Here is a 26,706-nt window from a genome sequence, read left to right as displayed (position 1 = left end):
TTCCTAAAAAATGAAATTCCAACGAGTATTTGGTACATTACCCAAAACCACAGCCAGCGCCCCCGGCCGAGTAAACCTGCTGGGCGAACACACAGACTACAACGATGGATTTGTACTTCCAACTGCGATTCCCCAGCGCACCACAGTACAAATCGGCTTCAGCAGTGACGAGCGACACCATTTTTATTCAGCAGAATATGACGAACTCATAAATTATTCAGACGAAGATACCATACCGCAAAAATTTGTTACTTATATCTGTGGCTGTCTGAGACTTTTAGAAAAAGAAGGATACAAAATACCTCCAATAAATCTCTACATTACCTCGACTGTGCCGATCGGAGCCGGTTTGTCCAGCAGCGCCGCTTTAGAAATAGCAACCCTCAGAGGACTGCGCGCGCTGCTGAACATCCCCCTAGACGACGTGCGACTAGCTCAAATCGGACAGCAAGTCGAAATCCGATATGCCGGCTTGAACTGTGGCATCATGGATCAAATGGCGTCGAGTTTAGCAGACACCAACACCATGCTATTAATCGACACCCGCAGCCTCGAATGCCGCCCGATACCTTTTCCCACAAACACAGAAATTTTAATAATTGACAGTGGCGAAAGCCACGAACTGGCAGCAGGAAGCGGCTACAACCAGCGGCGCGCCGAGTGCGAGGAATCCGCGCGGATATTGGGAGTTAAAGCTCTTAGGGATATCGCCGACCCCCAAGCTGTCGAAGTATTGCCGGAACCCCTCAGAAGACGAGCGCGGCACGTGGTTACTGAAAACAACCGCGTACTCGAAGCGGTAAAATCTTTGCCCGCAAAACGTTTTGGCGAATTAATGAATGCTTCCCATGCCAGCCAGCGCGACGACTACGAAGTTTCGGTGCCGGCAGTAGACACGCTGGCGGCAATCTTGCAGTCAATTCCGGGAGTCTTCGGCGCAAGGCTGACGGGCGGAGGTTTTGGCGGTGCTTGCGTAGCTTTGGTGGAGAGTGGGAAAGCGGGTGCGATCGCATCCGAGGCGATCGATCGCTACCATCGCGCAGGTTATAGCGGCCGCGTTTTGGTTCCCGAAATTACAGTTACTTCTTAACTCCAGAACTATCTCCCGGTAGGGAAGGCCACCGCACAGTCACGATTACCGAATCCTCCTCGGCAGACCAATAATGAGGCACTCCCGGCAGCCAGAGAGCATAATCTCCTTCGCGAGACAGCAAGATTTCTTGCTCGGGAAATTGCAGGCGAAACCGCCCTTTTACTAGGATAGAAAGCGTCGTGGCTGCCGCATTTACCGCCCACTGAGTCCTACAATCTCCGGCAGGGTGAGTGCCCCATTTTACTTCTAAAACAGAAGTCGATCGCGGGTCATCTTCAGGCGTCATAAAGTGACCCGCAAACCACCCGCCGCGACTTGCACCTTCAGCGCCCGCATTTCCGAAAACCACTTGAGATGACATCAGTTAATCAGGTAAACAACAAATAGCTTGAGAGCACAAACTCTAGGTTTTGTACTCAACAACCTCCCGCTCGATCGCTCGTGTAGTAGGGACACTCCAAGAGTCCATAGGTGTCAACTTAACGTACAACCGATAGTCCGACAGGGGTTGAAACCCCTGCCTCAAAGCTAAAGTCGTCTGAAGACGACTAATGAGTTTTTCAGTCCTCTTTGAGAGGACTTTAGCTATGAGACAGGGAATTCATTCCCTGGCGGACTAACGGGTGGGCGGGAGGACTGGTGGACAAAAAGCTTAAGTTGAACACCTATGGGCTTGGCCTAAGTCCCTACACTCGCCGTGTCCCTACAAGGGCTTACCACCAAAAATGCTATACTTACTTGCGGCCCGAAGGTTGACCTTCCGTAGTCGCTATTTCCCCAGTTTCCATCAACTGCTTAAAGCGGCGCAAATCATCTGCAATTTGCTGTTCTGGAGCTTCGCCAAATAGTTTAGCAGCGCCAGCACCAATTGCACCGCCCGGAGGGTTGTATTCGATGACAACTTTTACCTCAGTACCGCGTCCCGCAGGTGCCGGTTGAAAGCGCACAAAGCCTGAATTGTCAACATCAGCTCCTTCCACAGACGCCCAAGCAATTAAGCGATTTTCTTCTTCGCGGACAATCTCTGCATCCCATTCCACACTATTGCCGATCGGCGCGCTGGCAATCCAGTGAGAACGTTTTTCATCTATTACCGTAACGTGTTTGAGATGCTTCATAAACCGAGGCAAATTTTCAAAATTGCGCCACAAACGGTACAATTCATCAGCCGGTTTGTCGATCGTCACCGTCTTTTCAACTTTAATGCTTTGATTCGGATCGGCAGCAGACTGCAAACCCTCCACAACCCCCAGCCCGCGGGCTGCTAAACTGCCGCCCGCAACTGCCAGCAAAGCACCTCGCAAAGAACGCTGCGACAAACCAAAAAGCACCAGCGCGCCGCCGCCAATTAAAGATGCCCAGCGTTCGGTATCGCCGCTGCTACTTTGGTTTTGTTTGTCGGAATTTGTCATTGAAGTAGATTCCATTGGTTTAAACCTGGTAAATTAATAGCGAAAAATAGCAGCTACAGGTGCCTCCTCCGGCACTTTTTCTGGTGGCACGGCGTAAACAGTTCCGCCGTTGAGAATATTTTGAATTGCTGCGGCATTCAACAAATCTTCGTCGCCCAATTCTGCCTCGGGGTGGATTTGCACCGAGTTCGTCTCGGGATTAAAACTACCCCACTGCTGGACGCCAAGAGCAACAAACAGTCGATCGACCCGTCCAAAATAAGCAGCCGAAACAGCTTCTTTCAAATCAGCAGAAATTTTATCGCTTCCTATGAGATCGCGGTATTGTGCGATCGCCTCCGACTGAGCCTGCAAAAACAAAGGTTCTACCAGTGGCAAAGCTTCTGCCCGCAACTCTTCCGGCTTGAGAAGTTTCTGATTGCCTGTAATTCCTTCTTCAACTAAATGCGGGTAGCTATTGGCTTCTCGGTAAAGCGGGAGCAAATATTCAACTCCCGCTAACACTAAAGGAGCTTTTTTATTGCGCAAATATTCGTGCAGGACCGCATCGATTATGTGGAAATACTGCAATATTTCGTGCTGGCGCTCATCTCGATCTGGACTTCCTTGACCGTGAAAACTTCCCGGATGCTGAAAAGAATTATTAGTGCCTCCTTTTGAAGTAGCAATCCGAAACTGACCCTCTTTAGCTGTCGGGTCATATTGCAGAGCGTCATCAAGGCTTCTCGGCAAGTTTTCAACTTCAACTTCCCGAGCACTGTAAGCCGTACACTCAATCAGCCTCACTTCCTTCTGACTGAGAGCTAAAACATAAAATAAATTATTTCCTGTCAGCATAGGCATCAGCGGTTTGACGTGAAAATTGTCACTCACAACCACTAATTCATCAAAATTAACCGGACAGGTATAGTAGCGGAAAAATCCCGAACCGACAAAAATCGCCAGCAGGTTGCTTTGATTTTCCCAAAAGTTTTCCTGGTCAATTTCTGCTCTGACTGGCTCTAGCAATTGAGCAGCTTCTTTTTTGTCAAATCCGTACTCTACTATTTTGTCTTCAGCCTCTCTGATTAAATTTTTGAACCGAATCGGATTTTGTTGAATTTCTGTTCCTTGAGCTACTGGCATATAAATAGAGACGCACAATCCAGGAGATTGTTGTACCAGCGCTTTGAGTTCCTCTACAGATATTAAGTTCACCGCTGAAACTCCTTTTCTAATAAAGGGTGGTGTAATGAAAACAACCGATTTTTTAAAATGTATCTCCCCTGGCGCGGCTCCTGCGTCTGCCTAAAGTAATGATCGCCTGCTGTAGAGCCTTTCATCCCCGAACTAAAACAGGGTTTGCAGCCGCTGTTCCAATCGAACTGCTTATCACCTAAGATAGACGGCGCTAACTCATCTGCTACTTTACGATAATTTAGTTGAGTCTGGTTTAACTAATCGTTATATATAATGAAAACACAACTGTTTCTGAGGTTGATCTGGGCAACATTTATTGCCTATACCTTACTGCTAGCTCCTCTCGATCGGCCCCGGGCGAACGCATCTAAATTTTATGTTAACAGGATACGGTATATTAGCAAATAATTATTTAGTACGTACAAAACATTTAATTAGAGTTCGTTTTTCTGAAGCTCAAGCCTAAAATTACCATGACCGACCTTTTTTTTAACTGAGAAGATCCAAAACTTGAACGGACAATATGCTATGAATTAATTGATATTATCACCATCTAAATTTGTGTCGTGATTTGCGCTGCTGATACATGGATGGAGATCGAAAGTTACGGTCGCTATAAATACGAATGGTTAAATAAATTTTTAGAAGTACCGAATGGCATACCTTGACATGATGACACAAGTGTGCGAGTGTTTTCTCGTCTTAAACCCGAGTAATTTCAGAAATGTTTTTTGAGTTGGATTCAATCTATTAGTTACTTCAATCCAGGAGAGGTAATCGCCATTGATGGCAAAACTCTTCGCCATACTTACTATGGGAAAAGATAAAAAAGCAATTCATCTTATCGGTGCTGGGGCGGCCAGTCAAAAATTAGTTTTAGGCAAATTTAAATTTTATAAAAAGTCTACATTGAATCACAGCAATTTATGTTTTAATAAAAGTTTTGTAATTAAAGGGAAGCATTGTCCCGATTGATTGTATCGGCTGCCAGAGGTCAATTGTGAAGTCAATTGTCAAAAAAAAGAGATTATGTAATCACCTTAAAAAAGAACCAGCCATCCCTGTATACCAGAGTACAAGAGTTGTTTAAAAAAGCAATTACCCAAAGATTTTAGGATTTACTTTACATATACAACCCATTTGACATCTTTTACGGTCTTGTTGTAACGTGACCGTAAAAGCATTATCCAGTAGCAGCCATGCCTTATTATAGCAGTCTAACGGATTCAGAATGGGAAACAATTGAACCAATACTACATGAGATATTGCCCAAAAATAACCGAACTAGACCATGTAACTGGACAAAAAGAGAAATCTTAGATGGCATCTTCTACCAACTAAAAAATGGCTGCAATTGGCAAGACTTACCGAAGGACTTGCCCCCCTATTCTACTGTATATTGGCATTACAAGCAGTGGCGCTCACAGGGAGTAATAAAATAGCTGATGATGGTATTACATGAGCAAGTGCGTGAGCAGGTAAAAAAAAAGCCAAATGGACTAGATTGATGATGATGATAGACTCACAAGCCGTAAAAAATACTTGTAATGCTAGTATTGAGTCAAAAGGCTTTTGTTTCTACAAATCTACAAATGGTATTAAAAGACACCTAGCCGTTGATACACTTGGGTTTCCATTGTTTACCCACTGTACAAAAGCTAGTGTATCAGATGATGCTGGTTTGATTGAAATGTTGACTTTAAATCTCGATTATTTTAAGTCCAAACCTCTAAATATTCCGAAAATTACACTCTTACTAGACAATGGCTATCATCCCGAATATCTCACAAAAGAGTTAAAAAAAAATCTCCAGAAATTATGACAAAAATCAAGTTTGAACTTTCAGAAAAGCCATCAAAAGCTGAAAAAAAAGCTCAAGGGAAATCAGGATTTGTCCCAGTTAAAGCAAGGTGGGTCATTGAACGGTCAAATGCTTGGATGGAAAAATGTAAAATTTTGGTGAAGAACTTTGAGAGAAGTTTGACAGCGGCGACTGCGAAGCTCAACCTTTGTTTTATTAGGTTGATGATTAGAAGGCTTGCACCCTCTTGTTAGATGTCAAATGGGTTCTATACTCTGGCAACGGCGACTTAGGACTGAAGGTGCAGATGTTTGAGGCAGAACTCAAGGAAGCACGGCGCTCACGGGAACAAAATAAAAACTCAGCTCCGACCGTTGCAGAATCTGCAGAGCCGACCGATATGCTCGATCAGTTAAAAGCGCGGCGCAAAAAGTCAAGGGCAGACTTGGCGGACATGGAAGCAGTTTTGGGGCTACTCAGCTACTTAGAAGAGTCGGACTGAGCTAAGGATGAGCAGAAAATGGAATATCCTAGAGAGTAATAAATCTGAAATCCGTTACATGTAAAGAGTTAAAGTCAATCGGGATGACAGGATTTGAACCTGCGACCCCCTCGTCCCGAACGAGGTGCGCTACCAAGCTGCGCTACATCCCGAAATTAGTCACTATATTTTTAGCTTATCACATTCAAGTTAAAAATTAGCAAGCTCGTATATAATTATTTGTAAAACACTACTCAGGCGGAGACAGACGTGACAGTTAAGCCCCAGTGGTTGCGAGTTAAAGCCCCCCAGTGGGAGCGCGTCGGCAACGTCAAAGAAATTTTGCGGGATTTATCCCTGAATACGGTTTGCGAGGAGGCGTCGTGTCCGAACATCGGCGAATGTTTCAACGCAGGTACTGCGACATTTTTGATTATGGGCCCGGCTTGTACCCGCGCCTGTCCTTACTGCGACATCGATTTTGAGAAAAAGCCCCAACCTTTAGATCCCACGGAACCCCAAAGATTGGCGCAGGCGGTCCAGCGGCTCAAACTCAACCACGTCGTGATTACCTCTGTCAACCGGGACGATTTGCCGGATGGGGGCGCGTCTCAGTTTGTCGAGTGCATTCAAGCAGTACGATCGGCGATGCCCGATACAACTATAGAAGTTTTGATTCCTGACTTGTGCGGCAACTGGCAGGCTTTAGAAATCATTCTCGCAGCCCGGCCAGAGGTACTCAACCACAATACCGAAACCGTAAAGCGACTTTACCGCAAGGTGCGGCCACAAGGAAAGTACGATCGCACCTTGGAACTATTGCAGCGAAGCCGCGAACTCGCACCTGGGGTTTACACCAAATCCGGCATCATGGTGGGACTAGGAGAAACAGACACCGAAATTCGGGAGGCGATGCAGGACTTACGGGCTGTCGGCTGCGATATTTTAACAGTTGGACAGTACCTGCAACCGACTCAAAAGCACTTGAACGTAGAAAACTTTGTGCCTCCGGAACAGTTTGATGCTTGGAGAAAGTTTGGCGAATCTTTGGGATTCTTGCAAGTTGTAGCTTCTCCCTTAACTCGCAGTTCCTATCACGCCGAACAGGTGAGGGAACTGATGAAACTTTACCCACGCTAGCGATTTTAATTCGAGTTGACTCGCGCCCGATCTCACCATTCTCACTAAAACCCCATCAACCGGGTAACAGCGAGGAAAAACTTGCGCTTGATATGTACGCCCTGGGCAAAAAACCCGGTTTCAAATGCTGGTGTTCGGGGCGTGATGTTAAGCCGGAAGCAGCAGCCAACACCAAAACAATTATCAGTCGATCGTCGCCTCAAAGTCGCGACTTACCCAAAAGAGATCCAGAAACCGGGTTTCTTCCTCAAACTTCTAGGTTTTAATCCAGAAATTTGAGGAAGAAACCCGGTTTTTGCGTCAGCCAATAACTCGCTACTGCGGACTCTAGCAACTCTCAAGCCCATATGCTGTAATGGATTAAACGTCTCCGTTCACTAAGGTATTTTTAATCTAGAGCGCCGAGTTATATAAAGTTTTATTAAAAAAATGGTTAATTTTCCGAAGTGATCGGGAACCAGCTTATTGGTGATGAAGATTAACTTAACTTCTGACTAACGTCACTTGTTTCTAGCCAGTCACTATCTATACTAGCTACATAAACAAAGAAGTACAACACACTTTTCGGGCCTTCAACCTGTTACATCAGAAAGTTCTTAGCGTTTTCCAGAATCTTGGTAAAACAAGTGGGGCAGCAAAAGTTCGATCGAACAACAGCAGAAAAGTCAGGAAAGTTAGTAAAGAAACACAAAGCGGTGATGCTTCGTTTTAACTAAGTGGGCATCTTAATTATAAATAACCGCTAAGCGTAGCATCTTTTCACCCGGAGCAACTGAGAAAATCACTATGCCAGCCACCTCTTTTTACGCTGAAGCTGAATTCGACGAACAACTGCGAGTCAATCCCTTGCAAGGTGATGTGTTGGACGAAGATGCTGAAGAAGCTGGAGACGAACTGCTCGACCAAGACCCAGCAGAGACAGAAGATGCAGACCCAGCAGCAAAATTGCAAAAAAATGCCAGCCGCCGCACTACAGATTTAGTGCGCCTGTACCTCCAAGAAATAGGTCGGGTTCGTCTCTTGGGTAGAGACGAAGAAGTCTCGGAAGCTCAAAAAGTTCAGCGCTATATCAAATTGCTGGAATTACGCAACACCGTCGCCTCCCAGGAAGAAGGGCTAATTGCGCGCTTTGTGCATTTAATTGAAGTGCGAGATCGGTTAGCAGCACAGTTGGGACATAAACCTTCCCTGGAACGCTGGGCATTAACCGCCGGCGTCGGTGACGTGCCCGAACTCAAGCGAATTATGTCCGAAGGCAAGCGCCAGTGGGCAGAGTTAGCAGAGATGACAGTCGAGGCGATAGAAAGAGTTCAAGCCGAAGGCGTCGAAGCGAAAGACCATATGATTAAGGCGAACCTGCGCCTGGTGGTTTCGGTGGCGAAAAAATATCAAAATCGCGGTTTAGAATTGCTCGACTTAATACAAGAAGGTACTCTGGGACTGGAGCGAGCTGTAGAAAAGTTTGACCCGACGCGGGGCTATCGGTTTAGCACCTATGCGTACTGGTGGATTCGGCAGGGAATTACGCGGGCTATCGCCACTCAAAGCCGCACCATTCGCCTCCCCGTCCACATTACCGAAAAACTTAACAAAATCAAAAAAGCCCAGCGCAAAATTTCTCAAGAAAAAGGTCGGACAGCTACGATCGAAGATATCGCTGTCGAGTTGGACATGACGGCCTCCCAAGTCCGAGAAGTTTTGCTGCGAGTCCCCCGTTCTGTTTCTCTGGAAACTAAAGTGGGCAACGAAAAAGATACAGAGTTGGGCGACTTGCTCGAAACCGACAGCATCTCCCCAGAAGAAATGCTGATGCGAGAAGCTCTGCACCGCGACTTGCAGCAACTGCTGGCAGATTTGACCAGTCGCGAGCGAGATGTAATTCTGATGCGCTTTGGTTTGGGCGACGGACACCCCTATTCGCTGGCAGAAATCGGTCGTGCCCTCGACTTGTCCCGCGAGCGGGTCCGCCAAATTGAAGCAAAAGCTTTGCAAAAACTCCGCCAACCCAAGCGTCGCAACCGCGTGCGCGACTATCTGGAGTCTCTGACTTAAATTTGGCCTGTCAGTCAGCGCGATTAATCGGGGAGCAAGGCATTTGGCACTTGTGCAGAAGGCATGAGGCATTCGGCAGAAGTAACAATATTTACTTCTAAACAACTTCTCTGTCCTCTGCAGCAAGTCAATCGATTTTAGATTTTAGATTTTAGATTTTAGATTGAAGCATTGACCCCACGGATAAATATGGGGGCTTCTATCCTGGGTGCTTTCACTCATAAAGCTTGTTAAAAGTCAAAAAATATCAAAAACCAAATTTTTTCCTCAATCTTTTTTCAATAAGCTGCGATATTTGCAAAATATCTCGATCGTTGTGTATTATTGTCAATAGGCAGACTTTCTTGAGAGGGTCACTATGGCACTTTATACCGCGTCCTCATTCAAATCCGAACTCAATGACAAAGGCTGGCGGATGACTCCCCAACGGGAAACCATCTTGCACGTGTTTCAGAACCTCCCCAAAGGCAATCACCTGAGTGCGGAGGATTTGTACACTTTGTTAAAAAATCGCGGAGAAAACATTAGCTTGTCCACCATTTACCGAACTTTAAAGTTAATGGCAAGGATGAGCCTCCTCCGCGAACTCGAACTAGCAGAAGGTCACAAACACTATGAAATAAACCAGCCTTACCCGCATCACCACCACCACCTAGTCTGCGTTCAGTGCAATAGGACGATCGAATTTAATAACGATTCGATTTTGAAAATTGGCCTGAAGCAAGCTGAAAAGTCTGGGTTGCACCTGCTAGACTGCCAGCTAACCATTCATACGGTGTGTCACGAAGCTTTGCGGATGGGATGGCCGTCTTTGGTTTCCAGCAATTGGTCTTGTCCGAGGTCGATCGCCCAGAACGGCAGCAGCGCCCCGGATTCAATCGAGTGACAGTACACTATTTTCGCATTTCAAGTACGGCTTGTTACAAGTTTTAACAAAAATCGGTAGCCCAAGTGCGATCGCAGTTACGCGGAAACCGGGTTTCTTAAGAAAAATACATCATTTCAGGAATGAGTCGGAAACGAGAAACCCGATTTATTTGATGTAGGGTCCGCAAGCCTGGGGCTAAAAAGTTTGGCTCAACAAATCGTCGCTGCTGACCCCGTAACTGCGCTGAGCTCGATCGAGGGCGTCTCTCGTCGAACCATCGAAAACTCCGCTGATCGAGCCTGTGTAAAAGCCGAGGTCTTGCAGTCGCCTTTGTAATTGCTGAATGCTCGCTCGAGAGTTGAAACTGCTGCTAATTGGAACAGCAGGAACAGCTACCCGGTCAGCTAATCCGTTTCGGAGCGCAGCCAAAGTCGCCGGAGTGGCAATACCCGTCGCCGGTGACAAATTGCGTTCCTGCTGAAACGATAGCACCGCAAACTCGGTCTCGGCTCCAAATACTCCGTTCACCGGGCCGGGGTTTTTGCCAAGACTTCTGAGGGCAGACTGAAGCTGTCGGACAACAGCCCCAGTATCGCCCCGTCGCAGACCAGTGGCGATTTGCGGCACAGGCGCTGCAGCCTGCCTGTTGCCTTGCCGCAAAGCCGATCGAGTGCTGCGATCGACCCTTCCAGTCCCGAACAGCCCGCTATCTCTCTGAAAGCGGATCAAAGCTGCCTGAGTTGGTCGATCGAACCAACCGTGAATCTGGCTCCTGTAATAACCCAATTCTTGCAGCCGCCGCTGCACAAATTCTACTTGTCGGCCTCTGTCGCCCAACTCTAGAAAATCTCCGCCATTAATCTGTTGGTCATCTTCCTCAGTCCATGAGGTAATTTCAGCTTGCCTCATCTGGGCATCGATAGCAGTCAAAGTAGCAGTGTCAGCGCAACCATCAGAAACCAGATTGTAATCTTGCTGAAAACGAGTCACAGCGTAGAGAGTGCGTTCCCGAAACTTACCGTCAACGCCGCCTTCAAAATAGCCCAAAGCTTTTAATTGTCGCTGGATCAAGTCTACCGTTGCCCCTCTGTCCCCGAACCGCAGCCCCTTGCAACCGCCATTTCCCGAAATATCCCCTGGAAGCGTAACGGGGGGGATTGGCCGGGTGGAACCAAACAGCAAAGCTAAAGTTTGCCTATCGGCAACTCCAGTCACCCGCAGCCGATTAATTCGCTGGAAGTATCTAACGGCATTTTGAGTAACTTCGCGAAAACTCCCTGTAGGATGCGCGCTGAAGTAGCCTAGCTGCTTCAACCTGCGCTGGAGTGCCGAAACATCTGCACCCGCGTCTCCAAAACGCAGCTCCCTATAATTTGTATAGATAGTTTTAAAAGGTCGATCGTCATCCCCGGCCAAACTGTTAAGTGCTATTACAGTAGCTCGATCGGGCCTACCAGTCAGCGACAGTTGATAGTCTCGCTGAAAGTTAGTCAGAGCTTGTTGAGTAACTGGGCCGAGTTGACCTGTCGAAGATCTGGGAAAATAGCCGAGTTCCCGCAACCTGTCTTGAACAGAGCGCAAATTGGGATATCCCGGATCTATTTGAGCAAAAGCCGAACCGGCTGCACTCAAAACCGACAGCATCAAAGCCAGAGACAGCAAACGGACGTAAGTTTGACTCGATAGGTTTTGCCACTTGGGTTTATCAAAAATTTTCGACTCTAGGGGTGCTTCGCAAACAAGAGCAAGTTCGAGGTAAGCAAGAGATTCCATAATTTTTTAGTGTGAAATGGTGGGTGGGTTGTGTGAGCAAACTACCAAAAATGATTTTTGGCACGCTTGGCTTGGATTCTACCAACGCTAAGTTCTACTTGAAAAGCGCGAAGCACCCGTTTTTCTAAAAAAATACCGTCAAAAATAATTACAGGTAATAACCAAGATAGCATCGCTGCTTCTAGAGACGCGAGACTCAGCAAAAAAGTTTGCAGGCATAGTCTTAGCATTTAAGACCAAAAGAGAATAAGTTGTCAGGTAGTGTTGGCTAATATTTTATCTGCCTGCCGCTGAAATTACCACAAGACTTGCGAGCAGGCTGTCATCACCTTAATTTGTGGTCGGCTAAAGAGCCTGAAATTGCAGATTTTTTGTTAAGAAACGCGGCTTCTTCATGTGGCGAGTGCGTCTAGGAAAGTACCGCTGATTAACCAAAAAACTAGCTACTAAAAACCCCCACGTTTGCTAGTTGCAAATAGGGCGGGAATTTTTTGATAAGTTGACTTTGTAGTGAAATACCTAACACTAACCTTGCGGTGAGCGTGTAGGCTTCGTATCTTATTTGCCGTTGCTCTGTTGGGGATATCAATTGGTGAATATTCGTCACTCAAGACGATCCCAGTCTTACACGGCATCTCTGGCTTTGCAGCCTTTATCCCTTCGTAGGGAACCCACCCAGAAACCCTGTTTCCCAAGGCAAAAAACTATTCCGTATGACAAACTTAGATTGTATTTCACATTAGGACGTATCCCAATAACCAGCGGTCTGTCTTTTCCCCTTTTCTCTCGCAGTTATCCTTGGCAAGCATACTAATGCTACTGTGACCTATTGTTTGCAGCCGAGTGGGTGGGTCGCAACCACTGATATCTTACCATCTTTTTGTGAGAAATCAGGAAATTTTTGATTATTTCATAGACCTTGCTTGGCTTATATCCCAACGCCCAATTGAGTACAATTACAGCGTAGGACTTACGCCAATTGAGTTAAATTAAGCCGAACCGATCGCAAATTACAGCTACTCCCGCTGCAAAAATAGTAATTGCGATGGCTACCAGCGGGTTTTGCCCTCTGCTCACCGCAAAAGAGGTAACGATCCCAGCTCCCAAAGCTGCAGTAACAGCAGCAGTCGCCAAATCTCGATCGGGACGTTTGTCGTACATATTTTTTATTGTTGGTAGCTGTTAAGCGGAAAACTTACATCTTGTAATCCAAGCTACCACTCTTGCCTCTGTGGCGGTGACAACAGCCTGGGTTTTGCAACTAACCTTAAAATTTTGCTAATGTTCTTAACATACTCTCCTGAATCACATAAGTTAGGTTTATGTATTATTGAGTTTTTCTGTTGAGTTTTAGCTTTTAAAACCTTTTGCCTGCTGGGCTTTTATCTTAAGGTCAGGATTTTGCAGGGGCGATTGCACCTGCAGTGTCAGCGCATCAAACTGCTATCGCAAATATCGTAAAGAAATTTAACTTGACTTTTATTTATAAATATGTATCTCGATATTTGGAGCCAGAGACAGGAAAAAACCCAGGGTTGGTAAACAACCTGCACACTACAATTGCTTCGCTGCCCTCACACTCAGAGGAGTATATTTTTTGTCTATTTTGCCTAATTCCTATTCGCCCTCAACTCTTTCAGTATTGCCACCTTTGACCCAACCCTCGCGATTGTCATCCTCAATCCGAATTCGCTGCCACTCTTTGTCGGGCGACTCTTCCAAAACTACGACTTTTTCCTTGTAACCAACACCGCCAATACGGTTCGAGTCTCGGCTACCAGTATCCCGGAGAATTAAGCCGATCGGCTGAGTCACCACAGCTCGGTAAGCTCCTGGTTCCAGGGGTTTCGGAGACGGGGCATCGCTAGATGTAGAAACAGGGCTAGCCTGGGCTGTTGACTTCGGCGCTGCGCCTGCAACCTGAACTGCTGTTTTGTCGTTGGGAAAAACAGGTTTTTCGGGCACAGTAGTTAACTTAGCGGCAAAGTAAAGTGCAGCAGCGACGCTAGCACCTGCCATCAGGACGATCGCGAGCAGAAAACCCACTAAAAATTTGAAAACGCTATATACACTGTTCATAAAACCGCAAATGAAGGAAGAAGGAAGTTCGGCAACGGATCCTGTAACGGATGTAACGGATGTCAGGCAGAAGGCAGAAGGGAAGAGGGAAGAAGGTTGACTGTTGAGTGTTGACTGTTGAATGTTGAGTAAAATCTGGTAACTGCCAACTGACAACTGGTTACTAACTACTGACTACTGACTTCAAAAGCTTAACCTTGAATCCGGCGGCTCAAACTGCCGTATCTAGAAGCAAGGCGAGCTTTCCCCGCAGCGGCCCAATCTTGGAGAAACTGGATTTGTTCTTGAGCCGTTCTGGCTAAGGGCACCATCTGACTAGCTGATTCTAAAATATCATCTGTGGTAAAGTCTCGATTTTGGCTAAACCCAATGTGCATGGCTTCAATCAAAGTTTGCTCGATTTCGGCCCCGGAAAAATCGGGAGTTTCATAAGCCAAGCGCTCTACATCGTAATTTTTGATGCTGTGCGATCGCAACCGCAACAAATGTACCTCAAAAATCGCCCGCCGTTCCTCCTGGCTGGGCAAACCCACAAAAAATATTTCGTCAAACCTGCCTTTTCTCAGCATTTCTGGTGGCAGAGACTGGATGTTGTTGGCCGTTGCGACTACAAACACCGGCGAAGTTTTTTCTGCCAACCAAGTAATAAATGTCCCGAACACCCGGCTGGTTGTCCCGGAATCTCCTTTACCGTCTAATCCCGCAAAAGCTTTGTCAATCTCGTCAATCCAAAGCACGCAGGGGGCCAAAGCTTCCGCTAGCTGAATCATTTGCCTGGTGCGGGATTCCGATTCTCCGACTAATCCGGCAAACAAGCGCCCGACATCCAACCGCAGCAAAGGCAAATGCCAGTGGTGGGCGATCGCCTTTGCTGTTAAGGATTTTCCGGTTCCTTGAATTCCGACTAACAACAAACCTCTGGGATGCGGCAAACCGTATTGGCGGGCTCGATCGGAAAAAGCACCGCCGCGCCGCAGCAGCCATTCTTTGAGATTGTCCAAACCACCGATATCGGAGATATTTTCGCGGGCTGGGTAAAAATCCAGAATTTGAGTTTGGCGAATTGTTTGGCGCTTTTCTTCTAAAATCAGTTCCGCGTCGTCGGGATGGAGTTCGCCTCTGGTGGCGATCGCCTTTGCCAAAACTCGGCGGATTCGTTCGATCGACAACCCTTGACAAGAGCGCACCATTTCATCAAGCAAACGCCCTTCCATGGCTTTTCCGGTTGCCCCTAACAGCCTTTCCACCTCAATTTTGATTTCCGCCGCAGCAGGCAGGGGAAACTCCAAAACAGTCATCACTTCGCTGAGGTCTTCTGGTATCGAAATTATAGGAGATACGATGACAATATTTTTGGGTACAGATTTGAGGAGTCTCGCCAAATTCCGCAGCTTGCGGGAAATCGAGACATCTTCCAAAAACCGCTGAAAGTCCCGCAGAATAAAAATTGCCGGCGCGGAGGCGGGCAATTTTTCGAGAAATTCCAAGGCTTGCAGCGGGTTGCGCTTGCCAAAACCTGTATCGTTGGGATTGCCTTGGTAGCCATCAACAAAATCCCAGATGTAGACGGCGCGAGAACCTTGTTTTTTGGCGCTTTGGGCGATCGCCGCTTCTACGCGCTCTTCTTCCCGTGTGGGAATGTAAATTAGGGGGTAGCGCGATCGCAGCAGTAGTTCAAACTCGTCGCTAAAAATAGTCATTAGTTATTAGTCAACTGACTAAGGCAATTGCCGTTTAAGTGCTTCCAGAGATGCCCAGCGACTGTCTGAGACTGTTTCGGAGCTTGCTGTATTTGTTGCATCATCAGTTAAAGAAATTCCCGGACATTCAGTATCGCATATCTGTTTGTGCGGCAGCTCCAAACACATTTGCTCGTACACCCAATCGCGCGGAGAGAAATAGCCGCTTGGGGACAAATTTTCCACCAAATCTTCTAAAGCAACTTCTATTTCTGCTGAACTTGAATCTGTTTGATTTCCTGTTTCTTCGAGCCAGATTAGTTCCGATGAGTTTAGTGCTAAACGATGATTGTATTGTTTCAAGCATCGGTGGCACGTGAGAGTAACAATTGTTTCTGCTTTCGCCTTCACCTCAAGATAATTTCCTTGGTGAGTTACTTGTAGTCGTCCTCGCACTGGAGTAAGAGTTTCTAAATCGGGGATAAATTCTTCAAAATCAATGACCTCTTTCCGCTCACTTTTTGTGAGGAGATGAGGGATATAAATTGTCTCCATAATCTTTTGCCTTCCTACTTCTTGAATTCAAAGGTCAAAAGGAATAGTTAATTTTTAACTTCTTCCTTCTTCCTTCTTCCTTCTTTAGCGTCAGCGCAGGCGAACTACCAAACGCCGATCGGGTTCTTGTCCTTGACTGTAAGTTTCTATATCCTCACATTCGCTTAAAAAGCTGTGGACTTGACGGCGTTCTGCCGAAGAGAGAGATTTTATTTCAACTTCAACTCCCGTCGATCTGGCTTGATCTGCTGCGTACTCTGCCATCGATCGCAATTCCTCTTGGCGGCGGATGCGATAGCCATTTAGTTCAACTGTATAAGGAATTGATTCCTCTACTTCCTGACCTATATTCTGAACCGTGTTACAGAGGTACTGAATGGCATCTATTACATTACCGTTTTGCCCTACTAAGATTGCAACTTGTTCTCGAGTGAGATTGCTTTCATCTATTGTCATCCAATAGCAATCTTCTCGTTGTTCGGATACCACTTTTGAAGGAATTGCGGACAGTTGTAGCAATTCTTCTAACCATGCCTGTCCGCGCTGCATTTGAGAGTCTTTCATTGTTGTTAAAATCAAGCCTTTTTCTTGGCACGCTTTGGCTCAAAGGGAAGGGCATCTAATCCCTGATCTTTTTTGGTTTTCGCCTCTGCTTCGTCTACTATTTTTTGCAGGTTTTCCGGCAGTGGTTCTCGCGACAAAATAAACGCTTGAACTGTCTGGAAGATGTTAGCAATCAGCATATACATCAACACGCCTGCGGGCAGCGGGAAGAACAAAAACATCCCTGAAAATATGACTGGCGTCAGTTTGTTGACTGTAGCCTGTTGGGGGTTGTCGTTTGGTCCTTGTGCTTGTCCTGAAAGAGTTTGGTTGATATACAAACTGATGCCGAAGCCCAGGATCATTACCAAAATATCCCAGTGGATTGTACCGTCTGAGTCGATCGCGCCCACGCGGCCTAGAGCTTCAATAAAAAGGAATCCTTTGTTAGAAGCCAATCCGGGGATTGTGCCTTGAACTGTGGCTTCACCGGGCGCTAAGGCCGTGATGTTGCCCTGTTCATCTACCTTGACCACTTCTTCGCCTTTGATGACTTTCCAGCCGGGTTCAAAGTCGATTTCGCTCTTATTTTCTGTCGCTAAAACTTTAAGAGGTTTGCCCTCTGGGGTTTGAAAATTAATCTTGGTTGTTTCGCCGACTGCGAGTTTGTCGCCGCCTGGAATTACGCCCACAACAGGAGCATGAAAAGTACCTGTGACGTAAATATTTTGTGGCGGTGTAGCAAAAGCTTGCGGTTGAACAGTTTCGATTTGTTCTTTCGGCAAAACTTGAACGTTGACGCTGTAATTTATGTCAGAAAACGGCGAGCCACGGAGCGTTGCAAACAGCGCAAACAGCACTGGCATTTGCAGCACCAAGGGGAAGCATCCTGCTAGAGGATTACCAAATTCTTTGTATACTTTGCTCATTTCCTCCTGCTGTTTGGCAGGATTGTCTTTATAGAGTTTTTGAATTTGATCTACTCGCTCTTTCATCAACGGCTGCGCTACTTTCATGCGCCGCATATTGCGAAGAGAGCCTGCGTTGAGAGGATAAAGAGCAAAGCGAATCACGAGCGTCAGTGCTACGATCGCTAAACCGTAGCTTGGCACGATCCCGTAGAAAAAATCTAGGATCGGGAGCATGAGGTTGTTGGAGAGAAACGAGATACCGAAATCCATTCGCTTTGAGTTAATTTAGGTGCTCTATGTTTGCTGTTGAGAACTATTTTTACCCGCTGAAGGCGAGCCGCCTCAATTTTTAGGGTTTTGTCTCTATCTTAGGACATGGCCCGTCGATCGACCGCCCGGTCTGCGGGTTTGTGGTAATGAGTTTGCCAATAGTCGCAGTGACTTTACCCTGATTTGAGGGTGAAGCGGTGCGGTTATTTAGCTTGGGCCGCGTTTGCTTTTTGAGCTGCTACGGGCAGTTTTTCGTTAATGTAGTCATACATTGCTCGAAATTTCGGCATAGCTCTGAGTTCCAAGCGGCTGCCATTTTTCATGGTGAGCACCATGTCTCCGTAAGTCCCGAAACCGCGAGGTACTGTGACGATTTTGACTATATCTGAGTAGATAACGTCTGTCTGATCGCCCCCCATCCAACCGCTAGTTACGGACACTCGGCGGCTGGTGATCCGATACCGCAGCCACAGAGCTCGGACAATTGCTCCTACTGCTAGGGGGATTCCCACCACAGTCAGCCCCAGGAGTAAATTGAGGATCAAGTCTCCCGGCGCGGGGCCGCCTTCATAATATACTTCCTCTCGAATTCCCATCTAGTACCTCGGCTTCTACCAACAACTGCTCTAATTCTTGCAGAATTTCTGCATAATTGCACTCTTGTGCGATCGGACGCACGACAATTACTAAATCCCACCCGAATTTTAATCGGGGCAATAGGTGTCGCAAAGCTGCCCGAATCTGACGCTTAATCCGGTTGCGGACTACAGCGCGTTTGCTGACTTTCAGGCTAATGGAAATGCCTGTGCGAGTTGGCTGCAAGGATTTTTCGGCTGTCGGTTTGCTTAATTCGGCGCTTTTTGGTTTACGCAGAGCTCTTAAGCTGAAATGGGCCGAGTTACGGCGCATTCCCTTGCGGTATACGGCGCTGAAGTCTTTTCGGTGCTTAAGTCGGTTTGTATCGGGCAACATGGCGTAGGGCGAGCGTTGAGGCCTCTCTACCTTGATGCAGTGCTACACTGCAAGGCGGTGGCGACCTTTGCTGCGGCGAGCTTTGATTACTAATCGACCAGTCGCGGTACGCATTCTGGCGCGAAAACCCGATGTTCTTTTTCTTTTGCGGCTGGTTCCGTGCAGGGTTTGCTGTGTCATTTTGATTTCTCCCGGCTTGTTACTTTACTTTTGATTAATATTCACAATCTTCTAGTTTACCATAGAGTTGTTTTATTGGCAATAATATTTTTTACAGTTGAGATGTAATGAGAGTAAGAGTGAAGTTGCGGTATTTTTGTATTATATTAAGTATTATACCGAAACTGCGATACAATTATAAGTTACACAGACAAAGCCATCTTCTACTTAAAGTATTTCTATTCCTATTTGCTTTCGCCTTAGATAGCGGTTTAGTTAAAATTGTGAAAAAAGCTCCATTACCGTAATGACAAATTTACCTAATTTACCTAAACGTACAGACGCTCAGAGAATTGGTGTAAGTGCTGCTGACCTTCTTAATTCAGTTTTAACTAAGTTTTGTAATGTTCATCCTGTTCAACAAGATCGGGATATGGGGATTGATTTCATTTGTGAGCTTATGCAAGGAGAGTACCCAACTGGAAAGTTATTTAACGTTCAATGCAAAGGTACAGAAGAGTCTGAATTCAAAGGCGATTCAATTCGAGTTCGTATTGCAGTAACGACTATTAATTATTGGTTAATCCAGCCCAATCCAACATTTTTAGTTGTAGTTGATCGTCAAAATTACAATTTCTATTGGTCTTTCCCAAAGGATTTTCTTAGCTCGCTTAATAAAAACTGGCAAGAACAACAAACGGTTTCGATTCCAGTTCCTCTTCAAAATCGTTTTGAGCAAGATGTAGATGCACTGCCTGCTCAATTGGTATCAATAGTTAATATGCAAGCTTCAGCTACTCCTCGGCAGGGCGATTATCTGGGAACATTGAGGCTGGAATTTGACAGGTCATCCTCGCCAGAGAGAATGACTATCAAAGGATTAATGCATTACTACTTAGAAGGTAGTCGAATCGCTAATGCCAAGTGTGCATATGGAAGCCCTGGTTCTCCAGTTACAGTCTATGCACAAACATTCGGTGGTGAAGGATATAGTAAGGAAGTTAAAGCTAGAGCTTGGGGTGAGTTAAAAGGAGGAGAAGCTATCCTACTGCAAATGCCAGTTGAAAGAAATTATATTCTTAGTCATGAAACCTTTGAAAAAATATGTTATTTACTAAGCCTTGACTTTACTAATTGCGAGCTACACAAAAATCTCATGTCACGCGGAGGTTATCCTGGGGGAAGCATTTCAGTAATAGTAGACAGAAGGTCTATTTCAGCAATAGCTTGGTATGAAATACCACCAGGTAAATTAAATCTTTTCAAGGTGGATGGGCAGTGGTATGCCATTAGTCTGGTGGCTAGTAAAACAGTTTCTACGGAAACAAGGGAAAGGAGGACGGGTAGTTATCTGCATCCAGATCCGAGAAGAGAAATACTTTGGCACTATTTTGATTTGTCTGGACGCAAATACTCTTTACCCTTGAAGTTTCCAAACACGCTTTAAGTTTGACTAGCTGGTGAAGGAGATTTCGGTTTCGTTTTCACTACCATATCCCTAACTTTCCCAGATGATATTGCAAGGGCGATCGCCCTTAACCGAAAAAAATCAAATCCCAGACTTTTCAAACTTCTCAAACTCCCAGAAGTCTTGGATTTCCTCTTCTATTCACAAAAAATCAAATCCCAGACTTCTAAATTCATCCGTCTTCTTCCCTTATTTCAGTTCCACATTTACCGTAGCAGACATCCCCGGTGCAATCCGCGATTCGTATCCTTTAACGCTTTCGGCATCAAACACAACTTTCACCGGAATCCGCTGCACAACTTTGGTGAAATTTCCCGTAGCATTATCGGGAGGCAATAATGAAAATTGAGCGCCAGAAGCAGGGGAAAAACTATCGAGATGACCTTCAAACTTGCGACTACCAAAAGCATCTAATTTAATTTCTACTTTTTGGCCTGGTTTCATGTTTGCCAGTTGCGTTTCTTTGAAGTTAGCAATTACCCACAAATCGTTACTTACTATAGCCATTAACGGAGTTCCCGGCTGCACCCGCTGCCCGACTTCAACCGATTTGCGGCCGATTTGTCCGGCGGCCGGAGCAGTAATATTCGTGTAGGAAAGTTGCAGTTGAGCGTCTTTAACCGCAGCTTCCGATTGCCCGATCGCAGCTTTAGCAGCATCATACTGCGATCGACTGACTTTAGTTTGCTCGCCCGTAGCTTGCGCCTGTTGCAATCCGCCCTTTGATGCAGCAAGTTTTGCTTCGGCAGTGCTGATACCTTCTTCGGCTAGGGCGACTTTAGCTTGAGCGCTGGCGACACCGACTTGGGCGCGCGCTACTTGGGATTGAGCTTGTTTTACCCCTTCTCGAGCTTGGGCTACTGCTGCTTGAGCTTCGGTTACGCCTTCCTTAGCTTGGGCTAACCGCGCTCTAGCTTGGGCAATTCCTTGTTGGGCTGCGGTGGTTTGGCCTTGGGCTACTTCGTAGGCGGCTCTCGCTGCGTCTAGTTGCTGGCGGGCGATCGCACCTTCAGACTGCAAGCTTTCGTACCGTCTATAATCAGCTTGCGTCTTGACCAGATTAGCCTGCGCTTGTGCTAGCTGAGCTTGCGCTGCGGCAATCCCGGCTTCAGCTTCCTTCACTTTAGCTTGAGCTTGGGGAATTCCGGCTTCGGCTTGGGCGACTTTGGCTTGCGCTGCAGGTACGCCGGCTTCGGCTTCAGCAACGGTAGCTTCTGCTGCGGGTACGCCTTGCTGGGCTTCTCTTAGTGCTGCTTGGGCGGTGGAAATAGCAGCGTTTGCACCGCTGATATCTCCTTGGGCTTGGGCTGTTTTGCCTTGGCTGGTTTGAGAGGCCAGGGAAATATTGGCTTCGGCTGCTTCGGCTTCGCGGCGGGCGTTTTCTAAGGCTGCTTGGGCTTGTTGGACTTTAACTTGATAGTCGCGGGGGTCGAGTTTGATCAGCAGTTGTCCGGGTTTTACTTGTTGGTTGTCTTGTACTAAGACTTCGGCGACAGTACCGTTGACGCGGCTGCTGATTTGGTGGATGTGTCCGGCAACTGTGGCGTTTTCGGTTTCTTGGTGGATGGAGGCGTATTGCCAGTAGCGGTAGCCGAAGCTGCCTGCTGCGATCGCCCCTAGGCCCAGCGCTGCTAATATCAACGCTTTCGGGGCTTTTTTCTTGGGTGTTGCAGCCGTCGGCAGGGGTGCTTGCAGTTCTGTTTCTGCGCCTGTTTTGACTTCGGCGGGGGCGCTGATTTCTGTTTCTGGGGCGGGGATTACTGGTAGGCTTTTAGCGATGCTGTCGTCGATGGGTTTTTCTAATACGGCGACTGATTTGCTGTTGCCGTTGAGTTCTGTTGGGTTGGTTTCGTTTGTGCCTTTCACTGTATTTGACTCCTGATTCTTTAGTAAGATGTCGTTTGTTTAGAGTGCGTAGTTTTTATTTAGTAAGACGGCTTTTTTTAAGAGTGCGTAGTATTTTACGGATACTTGTAATGTAGTAGAGGTAGATGCTGCTGCACTTCACTCAAAAGATTGATTTGTCGGTTTAGGAAAGATTCAGGATCGCGATATCGATCAGTTCGGAAAAGAGTTCTCGATCGGCCTGTGAAATTCCCTCGACAGCTCGATCTCTGATTTTAGCTACCAGCGGGGGCAATACCTCTTGCAGTTCCCTGCCGGAGTCTGTCAGCCAAATGCGCCAAATGCGGCGATCGCGCGTGTCTCTCTCCCGGCGGACTAGGCCTCTTTCTTCCATGCGATCGATCACGCCTGTCAGCGTTCCGCCTACTTGTTGCAGTTTGTCGCCAATGCTGGAAGTCGGCAAACCGTCTTCTTGCCACAAACAGCAGAGTACCAGCCAGTGAAAAGGTGTTAAGCCAAAGGGTTCAAGTACCTCTTGCAGCCTGCGACTGCCTAGCTGTGCCAGAAGTTTGAGACGGTAGCCCAGGCTGTGGGGGGCGAGAACGTCGTACCACTGAGCTAGATTTATGCGCTTGACAGTGGATGCAATAACCATATGTTTATTAGTTAGCGTTCGTATTATTAGAGTATGATATTTTTTGGGGTTTTGTCAAGGGGGCGCAAGCAAATTTTTTGAGGTCGCCAGCTATGCTAAAACCGGGAATCCCCCTGGGACTTAAGTCCCAGACTAAAAGCTGAATTTGGTTGAAACCGACTAAAAAATTCAAGCTTAACTGATGGGATGCTCGATCGTTCGATCGTCGAGACTGCCACTGCTTTTTATTCCACTTAAAGTGGACTTTAGCTGTAAGCCAGGGACTTAAGTCCCTAGCGGACTCGCGGGTACACTTGCAGACTGTGGGGCTGCGGAGGATATGTAGCTTTCCATGCGATTATCGATCGCACTGTGAGCATCACCCTGCAAACCGCATGTCCGCCCTGCGAGGTGTGTTTACATTTCTTAATTTTTCTTAAACTAGAAAGGGTAAATCTACTTCCAGATCATAATTTATGTTGCTTCCAGCCGACCAACGCACCAAGTTAGACGACACCGACGACAATTTGTTCTATTCCGCTCCCCGGTTTGTGACTCACGTAGACGATGGATTCATCCAGCAACTAACCGATTTATATCGGGAACGGCTGAAACCGAATACTCGGATTTTTGATATGATGAGCAGTTGGGTTTCTCACTTGCCCGACGAGATGGAATTTGCCCATGTTGAAGGGCACGGCATGAATGAAGAAGAGTTGGCAAAAAATCGCAGACTGAATCATTATTTCGTGCAGAATTTGAACGCAAATCCCAAATTGCCGCTGCCGGATGCAGAGTTTGACGCCGTTGTCAACTGTGTTTCGGTACAGTATTTGCAGCACCCGGATGCGATTTTTGCCGAGATTCACCGGATTTTGAAGCCGGGTGGCGTAGCAATTATGAGTTTTTCCAACCGGATGTTTTATCAAAAGGCGATCGCGGCTTGGCGGGAAGGTTCCGAGGGCGATCGGGTAGAATTAGTCAAGAGTTACTTTAATTCTGTCAAAGGAGCGAATATACCCGGATTTAGCAAGCCGGAAGTAATAGTTCGCAAGCCTAACTTGCCGAGTTTTATGCAAATGCTGCGAATAGGAAGTGGCGACCCGTTTTATGCGGTAGTTGCTTACCGCCAAAGTTAATTTTTTTTAGCAGTAAGGACTTTAGATGGAGATTGAAAGCACTAAAGCCCTTACTACCAACCGCTCGAAATTTATGTTTTTTAGGTTAGGATATATTTAATATTTTATCCTAAAATATAGAAAACCAGCTTTTGCAGCGCATCACATTCGCTCCAAATATCGCTCACGTAAAACATTGTATTCGCGGTCTCCGATATCCACTAAAGTTAATTATTGAATTACTCATTTCTGGTATGAATGTTACATAAATTATAGATGACAATAAAAATGAGGATATTCTAGCTGTTTTGCTATTTGCAGCGCGACGGACTCAAGTGAAAAGCATATACTGAGTATTGTAGTTCACCCGCAATCATAAAGTAGGGTAAAACCTTGATATGAAACCATACCAGCAAATAGCTATCGACGAATGCGGCGAACCTTTAGTCCCCATTCCACCAGAACAATTTGCCTTTGAAATCCCGCACCCTTATCAAAAGTTGGGGGCTCCTTATCACAACAGCAAAGCAGATTCGCCTTACTATTTGCGGCAAGGAGTTGTAGATAGTTTAATCGCCGCTCAAACCCAGTTACAACAAAATCATCCCAAGTGGAAAATTCTGATATTTGATGCTTATCGGCCGGTCGAAGTCCAGCAATTTATGGTGGATTATACTTTCAATCAAATTGCCCTAGCTCAAGGGTGTGAATTTCCGGTTTCGGAAGACAAACGCCAAGTGATCATAGAACACGTCTATCAATTTTGGGCAGTACCGAGCCTGGATCGCGCGACGCCTCCTCCTCACAGTACAGGTGCTGCTTTAGATATAGCTTTAGTCGGTGAAAATAATCTGCAAATTGATATGGGTTCTCCGATTGATGAAATATCAGAACGTTCTTATCCCGATTATTTTGCTAACAGCAATCACCCACAAGAAGAGCAATATCACCGTCACAGGCAAATCTTAAAAAATGCGATGATAGCTGCGGGTTTTCAGCAACATCCTAACGAATGGTGGCATTTTTGTCTGGGCGATCAGATGTGGGCTTGGTTGACAAATCAAAACAATAGTGGTAGTCAATTGATTGCCCGATACGGCCGCTATTAAAATGGTACGCAATTAAATCTGGACTGGCGCACTCGCAACGTTTAAAAACCACGTTTATTGACAAAAAACCTCAGCTTTTAGGTGTTTTATTCCGCAAGAAACCCAGTTGCTGACACTCTATGCGTCCAGGACTATAAAAGCTCGATCGGCATAAATCATTTGTATCATAAGACACGGCAACTATTGCCAGCGGGGTAGCGGTAGTTTAAAATCAACGAGAGCGAACAAGTGCAGGCAATATTTGCCAGCACCGCAAACCCTAAAGGATAACTCAGAGTTCACCAAATGAAAGCACTCATCCTCTCTGGCGGTAAAGGAACACGCTTGCGTCCCCTCACCTATACGGGTGCTAAGCAGTTGGTTCCTGTAGCAAATAAGCCGATACTGTGGTACGGAATTGAAGGAATTGTGGCGGCTGGGATTACGGATATTGGGATTATTATTAGTCCCGAAACCGGGGAAGAGGTGAAGACGAAAACAGGAGATGGATCTCGCTTCGGTGCCAAAATTACTTATATCTTGCAAGCAGAGCCGGCGGGACTCGCTCATGCAGTGAAAGTTGCCAGACCATTTTTGGGCGATTCTCCGTTTATTATGTATTTAGGAGATAACTTAATTCAGAATCAGTTAGATCCGTTTTTAGAGATTTTTAACAAGCAGAAACTCGACGCTCTGATTATGCTGCGTCCCGTTCCCAATCCCTCTGCTTTCGGTGTGGCAAAAGTTGATGAGACCGGAAGAGTTTTGCAGTTAGTAGAAAAACCCAAAGTTCCGCCGTCAAATTTAGCACTGGTGGGAATTTATTTTTTTGCTCCTAGTATTCATGAAGCGATAGATCAAATTCAACCTTCGCCCCGGGGCGAACTCGAAATTACCGATGCCATTCAACAGCTCATCAATCAGGAAAAACACGTAGAAGCCTGCAATTTAGAAGGTTGGTGGCTGGATACGGGGAAAAAAGACGATTTGCTGAGTGCAAACCAAATCATTTTAGATAGCCGTATAGTAGCTTCAACTGAATTAACAGTAGATGCGAAAAGTCAAATTATCGGGCGAGTGCAAATAGGGGAAGGAACGGAAATTATTAATTCTACAGTTCGCGGGCCAGTGGTAATTGGGGAAAATTGCCGCATTGAAAATTGCTTTATCGGGCCTTACAGCAGTATTGCCGATCGCGTGACGATGATTGATGCCGATATCGAACACAGTGTAATATTGCAAGGGGCGAAAATAGTTGGCATTCACCAGCGAATTGTTGACAGCGTGATCGGGCAACGAGCTCAACTCACAAATGCGCCGGCTCGTCCAAAAGCTCTGCGGTTTATGATTGGTGATGACAGTCAAATTGAGTTATAGCAATCCTTGCAGAAGCCGTAAACTTTTTACCCCACCCCAACCCTCCCCTTGGTAAGGGGAGGGATTAAGAAATTCACAAATGATTTAGGATGGCTATAGCTTAAATTCAGATATTGCCAATATCGGAAGCAATAATCTTGATGTAACAAGAGATGAATTTTCTTGTGGGGAGTAGGGTTGGGCATCCTGCCCGCCCTGGAACACGCATC

General features: G+C 46.3%; 29 protein-coding genes, 1 tRNA gene and 2 pseudogenes. 15 read left to right on the top strand and 17 right to left on the bottom strand.

The window, feature by feature from the left end; translation table 11 throughout:
• The first annotated feature begins 10 nt into the window (after nt 1-10).
• Nucleotides 11-1,090 carry a galactokinase gene (gene galK / locus QUA45_RS06825; RefSeq protein ID WP_333220040.1) on the top strand — a complete coding sequence of 360 codons (1,080 nt, stop codon included), beginning with the start codon at nt 11-13 and terminating at the stop codon, nt 1,088-1,090.
• On the opposite strand, the gene QUA45_RS06820 is transcribed toward galK, so the two are convergent.
• The 3 genes from QUA45_RS06820 to QUA45_RS06810 form a co-directional block, all read right to left on the bottom strand.
• Nucleotides 1,080-1,454 (bottom strand): signal peptidase I, encoded by a 375-nt coding sequence (locus tag QUA45_RS06820; RefSeq protein WP_333220038.1) that lies wholly within the window; start codon nt 1,452-1,454, stop codon nt 1,080-1,082. The genes galK and QUA45_RS06820 overlap by 11 nt on opposite strands.
• A gap of 373 nt (nt 1,455-1,827) precedes the next feature.
• The gene (locus QUA45_RS06815) at nt 1,828-2,520 is read right to left on the bottom strand and encodes an SRPBCC family protein (RefSeq protein WP_333095795.1); all 693 of its coding nucleotides are present in this window, start codon (nt 2,518-2,520) and stop codon (nt 1,828-1,830) included.
• Between the two features lie 18 nt (nt 2,521-2,538).
• Nucleotides 2,539-3,702 carry a baeRF3 domain-containing protein gene (locus tag QUA45_RS06810; protein WP_333095796.1) on the bottom strand — a complete coding sequence of 388 codons (1,164 nt, stop codon included), beginning with the start codon at nt 3,700-3,702 and terminating at the stop codon, nt 2,539-2,541.
• Between the two features lie 431 nt (nt 3,703-4,133).
• Here QUA45_RS06810 and QUA45_RS06805 point away from each other — a divergent pair.
• The 5 genes and pseudogenes from QUA45_RS06805 to QUA45_RS06790 form a co-directional block, all read left to right on the top strand.
• Nucleotides 4,134-4,796, top strand: a pseudogene (locus QUA45_RS06805) (ISAs1 family transposase); the annotation flags it as partial.
• An 87-nt stretch (nt 4,797-4,883) separates the two neighbouring features.
• Nucleotides 4,884-5,126: a transposase gene (locus QUA45_RS29120; protein ID WP_445305292.1), complete on the top strand. Its 243-nt coding sequence runs from the start codon at nt 4,884-4,886 to the stop codon at nt 5,124-5,126.
• A gap of 65 nt (nt 5,127-5,191) precedes the next feature.
• Nucleotides 5,192-5,506 (top strand): transposase, encoded by a 315-nt coding sequence (locus QUA45_RS06800; protein ID WP_333095797.1) that lies wholly within the window; start codon nt 5,192-5,194, stop codon nt 5,504-5,506.
• Nucleotides 5,503-5,739: a hypothetical protein gene (locus QUA45_RS06795; RefSeq protein WP_333095798.1), complete on the top strand. Its 237-nt coding sequence runs from the start codon at nt 5,503-5,505 to the stop codon at nt 5,737-5,739. Before QUA45_RS06800 ends, QUA45_RS06795 begins: the two co-directional genes overlap by 4 nt.
• The gene (locus tag QUA45_RS06790) at nt 5,733-5,987 is read left to right on the top strand and encodes a flagellar alpha dynein (RefSeq protein ID WP_333095799.1); all 255 of its coding nucleotides are present in this window, start codon (nt 5,733-5,735) and stop codon (nt 5,985-5,987) included. Before QUA45_RS06795 ends, QUA45_RS06790 begins: the two co-directional genes overlap by 7 nt.
• A 78-nt stretch (nt 5,988-6,065) precedes the next feature.
• On the opposite strand, the gene QUA45_RS06785 is transcribed toward QUA45_RS06790, so the two are convergent.
• Nucleotides 6,066-6,139 (bottom strand) — tRNA-Pro (locus QUA45_RS06785).
• Between the two features lie 91 nt (nt 6,140-6,230).
• Here QUA45_RS06785 and lipA point away from each other — a divergent pair.
• The 4 genes and pseudogenes from lipA to QUA45_RS06765 all read left to right on the top strand — a co-directional run.
• A pseudogene (gene lipA / locus QUA45_RS06780) lies at nt 6,231-7,106 on the top strand (lipoyl synthase); the annotation flags it as partial.
• Nucleotides 7,107-7,198: 92 nt separating this feature from the next.
• The gene (locus tag QUA45_RS06775; RefSeq protein ID WP_333095800.1) at nt 7,199-7,372 is read left to right on the top strand and encodes a hypothetical protein; all 174 of its coding nucleotides are present in this window, start codon (nt 7,199-7,201) and stop codon (nt 7,370-7,372) included.
• 520 nt (nt 7,373-7,892) lie between these two features.
• Complete coding sequence (gene sigC, locus QUA45_RS06770) at nt 7,893-9,158, top strand: RNA polymerase sigma factor SigC (RefSeq protein ID WP_333073525.1); 1,266 nt, start codon at nt 7,893-7,895, stop codon at nt 9,156-9,158.
• Nucleotides 9,159-9,516: 358 nt separating this feature from the next.
• Complete coding sequence (locus tag QUA45_RS06765; RefSeq protein WP_333095801.1) at nt 9,517-10,044, top strand: transcriptional repressor; 528 nt, start codon at nt 9,517-9,519, stop codon at nt 10,042-10,044.
• A 177-nt stretch (nt 10,045-10,221) separates the two neighbouring features.
• Here the strand turns inward: QUA45_RS06765 and QUA45_RS06760 are convergent, their stop codons facing one another.
• From QUA45_RS06760 to rpmH, 11 genes are all read right to left on the bottom strand, one after another.
• On the bottom strand, nt 10,222-11,799 hold the full coding sequence (locus tag QUA45_RS06760) for a peptidoglycan-binding protein (RefSeq protein WP_333220037.1): 1,578 nt from the start codon (nt 11,797-11,799) through the stop codon (nt 10,222-10,224).
• Between the two features lie 41 nt (nt 11,800-11,840).
• A complete protein-coding gene (locus QUA45_RS06755; RefSeq protein WP_333095803.1) occupies nt 11,841-12,029 on the bottom strand; it encodes a hypothetical protein in 189 nt (62 codons plus the stop codon).
• 754 nt (nt 12,030-12,783) lie between these two features.
• A complete protein-coding gene (locus QUA45_RS06750) occupies nt 12,784-12,960 on the bottom strand; it encodes a hypothetical protein (protein ID WP_333095804.1) in 177 nt (58 codons plus the stop codon).
• A 456-nt stretch (nt 12,961-13,416) separates the two neighbouring features.
• Nucleotides 13,417-13,878 (bottom strand): SH3 domain-containing protein, encoded by a 462-nt coding sequence (locus QUA45_RS06745; protein WP_333095805.1) that lies wholly within the window; start codon nt 13,876-13,878, stop codon nt 13,417-13,419.
• A 191-nt stretch (nt 13,879-14,069) separates the two neighbouring features.
• Complete coding sequence (locus QUA45_RS06740) at nt 14,070-15,578, bottom strand: AAA family ATPase (protein WP_333220035.1); 1,509 nt, start codon at nt 15,576-15,578, stop codon at nt 14,070-14,072.
• 18 nt (nt 15,579-15,596) lie between these two features.
• Entirely contained in the window at nt 15,597-16,112 is a 516-nt protein-coding gene (locus tag QUA45_RS06735; RefSeq protein WP_333095807.1) for a YceD family protein, read from the bottom strand.
• 90 nt (nt 16,113-16,202) lie between these two features.
• Nucleotides 16,203-16,676 (bottom strand): R3H domain-containing nucleic acid-binding protein, encoded by a 474-nt coding sequence (locus QUA45_RS06730; RefSeq protein WP_333220033.1) that lies wholly within the window; start codon nt 16,674-16,676, stop codon nt 16,203-16,205.
• 11 nt (nt 16,677-16,687) lie between these two features.
• Nucleotides 16,688-17,836, bottom strand: a complete 1,149-nt coding sequence (gene yidC / locus QUA45_RS06725; RefSeq protein WP_333073514.1) for a membrane protein insertase YidC — start codon at nt 17,834-17,836, stop codon at nt 16,688-16,690.
• A gap of 203 nt (nt 17,837-18,039) precedes the next feature.
• Entirely contained in the window at nt 18,040-18,432 is a 393-nt protein-coding gene (locus tag QUA45_RS06720; protein WP_333067527.1) for a PH domain-containing protein, read from the bottom strand.
• Nucleotides 18,404-18,808 (bottom strand): ribonuclease P protein component, encoded by a 405-nt coding sequence (rnpA, locus tag QUA45_RS06715; RefSeq protein ID WP_333073508.1) that lies wholly within the window; start codon nt 18,806-18,808, stop codon nt 18,404-18,406. The genes QUA45_RS06720 and rnpA overlap by 29 nt, the downstream gene beginning before the upstream one ends.
• Nucleotides 18,809-18,850: 42 nt before the next feature.
• Nucleotides 18,851-18,988, bottom strand: coding sequence for a 50S ribosomal protein L34 (gene rpmH / locus QUA45_RS06710; protein ID WP_006632320.1), 138 nt, complete (start codon nt 18,986-18,988; stop codon nt 18,851-18,853).
• A 286-nt stretch (nt 18,989-19,274) separates the two neighbouring features.
• Between rpmH and QUA45_RS06705 the strand changes: the two genes are divergently transcribed.
• Nucleotides 19,275-20,414 carry a DUF4365 domain-containing protein gene (locus tag QUA45_RS06705; protein WP_333095809.1) on the top strand — a complete coding sequence of 380 codons (1,140 nt, stop codon included), beginning with the start codon at nt 19,275-19,277 and terminating at the stop codon, nt 20,412-20,414.
• 210 nt (nt 20,415-20,624) lie between these two features.
• Here the strand turns inward: QUA45_RS06705 and QUA45_RS06700 are convergent, their stop codons facing one another.
• Together QUA45_RS06700 and QUA45_RS06695 are read right to left on the bottom strand one after the other, a co-directional pair.
• Complete coding sequence (locus tag QUA45_RS06700) at nt 20,625-22,301, bottom strand: HlyD family efflux transporter periplasmic adaptor subunit (RefSeq protein ID WP_333220031.1); 1,677 nt, start codon at nt 22,299-22,301, stop codon at nt 20,625-20,627.
• A gap of 163 nt (nt 22,302-22,464) precedes the next feature.
• Nucleotides 22,465-22,935: a MarR family transcriptional regulator gene (locus tag QUA45_RS06695; RefSeq protein ID WP_333095811.1), complete on the bottom strand. Its 471-nt coding sequence runs from the start codon at nt 22,933-22,935 to the stop codon at nt 22,465-22,467.
• Between the two features lie 455 nt (nt 22,936-23,390).
• Here QUA45_RS06695 and QUA45_RS06690 point away from each other — a divergent pair, with 455 nt between their 5' ends.
• From QUA45_RS06690 to QUA45_RS06675, 4 genes are all read left to right on the top strand, one after another.
• Nucleotides 23,391-24,053 (top strand): class I SAM-dependent methyltransferase, encoded by a 663-nt coding sequence (locus QUA45_RS06690; RefSeq protein ID WP_333220029.1) that lies wholly within the window; start codon nt 23,391-23,393, stop codon nt 24,051-24,053.
• A 131-nt stretch (nt 24,054-24,184) separates the two neighbouring features.
• Nucleotides 24,185-24,301 (top strand): DUF433 domain-containing protein, encoded by a 117-nt coding sequence (locus tag QUA45_RS06685; protein WP_333095814.1) that lies wholly within the window; start codon nt 24,185-24,187, stop codon nt 24,299-24,301.
• Between the two features lie 129 nt (nt 24,302-24,430).
• Entirely contained in the window at nt 24,431-25,141 is a 711-nt protein-coding gene (locus QUA45_RS06680) for a M15 family metallopeptidase (protein ID WP_333220027.1), read from the top strand.
• A gap of 285 nt (nt 25,142-25,426) precedes the next feature.
• Nucleotides 25,427-26,497 carry a glucose-1-phosphate thymidylyltransferase gene (locus QUA45_RS06675; protein WP_333095816.1) on the top strand — a complete coding sequence of 357 codons (1,071 nt, stop codon included), beginning with the start codon at nt 25,427-25,429 and terminating at the stop codon, nt 26,495-26,497.
• The last annotated feature ends 209 nt before the right edge of the window (nt 26,498-26,706 follow it).

It is taken from the genome of Microcoleus sp. Pol12A5, from assembly GCF_036701435.1.
GTDB lineage: Bacteria > Cyanobacteriota > Cyanobacteriia > Cyanobacteriales > Microcoleaceae > Microcoleus.
Note: the sequence above shows the minus strand (reverse complement) of the source record. Positions and strands in the feature narration are given on the sequence as shown.

Coding starts and splice junctions, on each gene's coding strand:
- QUA45_RS06760 (WP_333220037.1), bottom strand. CDS start 11,799: ATGGAATCTCTTGCTTACCTCGAACTTGCTCTTGTTTGCGAAGCACCC.
- QUA45_RS06775 (WP_333095800.1), top strand. CDS start 7,199: ATGTACGCCCTGGGCAAAAAACCCGGTTTCAAATGCTGGTGTTCGGGG.
- QUA45_RS29120 (WP_445305292.1), top strand. CDS start 4,884: ATGCCTTATTATAGCAGTCTAACGGATTCAGAATGGGAAACAATTGAA.
- galK (WP_333220040.1), top strand. CDS start 11: ATGAAATTCCAACGAGTATTTGGTACATTACCCAAAACCACAGCCAGC.
- QUA45_RS06690 (WP_333220029.1), top strand. CDS start 23,391: ATGTTGCTTCCAGCCGACCAACGCACCAAGTTAGACGACACCGACGAC.
- QUA45_RS06820 (WP_333220038.1), bottom strand. CDS start 1,454: ATGTCATCTCAAGTGGTTTTCGGAAATGCGGGCGCTGAAGGTGCAAGT.
- rnpA (WP_333073508.1), bottom strand. CDS start 18,808: ATGTTGCCCGATACAAACCGACTTAAGCACCGAAAAGACTTCAGCGCC.
- QUA45_RS06675 (WP_333095816.1), top strand. CDS start 25,427: ATGAAAGCACTCATCCTCTCTGGCGGTAAAGGAACACGCTTGCGTCCC.
- rpmH (WP_006632320.1), bottom strand. CDS start 18,988: ATGACACAGCAAACCCTGCACGGAACCAGCCGCAAAAGAAAAAGAACA.
- QUA45_RS06730 (WP_333220033.1), bottom strand. CDS start 16,676: ATGAAAGACTCTCAAATGCAGCGCGGACAGGCATGGTTAGAAGAATTG.
- sigC (WP_333073525.1), top strand. CDS start 7,893: ATGCCAGCCACCTCTTTTTACGCTGAAGCTGAATTCGACGAACAACTG.
- QUA45_RS06735 (WP_333095807.1), bottom strand. CDS start 16,112: ATGGAGACAATTTATATCCCTCATCTCCTCACAAAAAGTGAGCGGAAA.
- QUA45_RS06720 (WP_333067527.1), bottom strand. CDS start 18,432: ATGGGAATTCGAGAGGAAGTATATTATGAAGGCGGCCCCGCGCCGGGA.
- QUA45_RS06800 (WP_333095797.1), top strand. CDS start 5,192: ATGATGATGATAGACTCACAAGCCGTAAAAAATACTTGTAATGCTAGT.
- QUA45_RS06745 (WP_333095805.1), bottom strand. CDS start 13,878: ATGAACAGTGTATATAGCGTTTTCAAATTTTTAGTGGGTTTTCTGCTC.
- QUA45_RS06705 (WP_333095809.1), top strand. CDS start 19,275: ATGACAAATTTACCTAATTTACCTAAACGTACAGACGCTCAGAGAATT.
- QUA45_RS06695 (WP_333095811.1), bottom strand. CDS start 22,935: ATGGTTATTGCATCCACTGTCAAGCGCATAAATCTAGCTCAGTGGTAC.
- QUA45_RS06815 (WP_333095795.1), bottom strand. CDS start 2,520: ATGGAATCTACTTCAATGACAAATTCCGACAAACAAAACCAAAGTAGC.
- QUA45_RS06750 (WP_333095804.1), bottom strand. CDS start 12,960: ATGTACGACAAACGTCCCGATCGAGATTTGGCGACTGCTGCTGTTACT.
- QUA45_RS06740 (WP_333220035.1), bottom strand. CDS start 15,578: ATGACTATTTTTAGCGACGAGTTTGAACTACTGCTGCGATCGCGCTAC.
- QUA45_RS06755 (WP_333095803.1), bottom strand. CDS start 12,029: ATGCTAAGACTATGCCTGCAAACTTTTTTGCTGAGTCTCGCGTCTCTA.
- QUA45_RS06680 (WP_333220027.1), top strand. CDS start 24,431: ATGAAACCATACCAGCAAATAGCTATCGACGAATGCGGCGAACCTTTA.
- QUA45_RS06795 (WP_333095798.1), top strand. CDS start 5,503: ATGACAAAAATCAAGTTTGAACTTTCAGAAAAGCCATCAAAAGCTGAA.
- QUA45_RS06765 (WP_333095801.1), top strand. CDS start 9,517: ATGGCACTTTATACCGCGTCCTCATTCAAATCCGAACTCAATGACAAA.
- yidC (WP_333073514.1), bottom strand. CDS start 17,836: ATGGATTTCGGTATCTCGTTTCTCTCCAACAACCTCATGCTCCCGATC.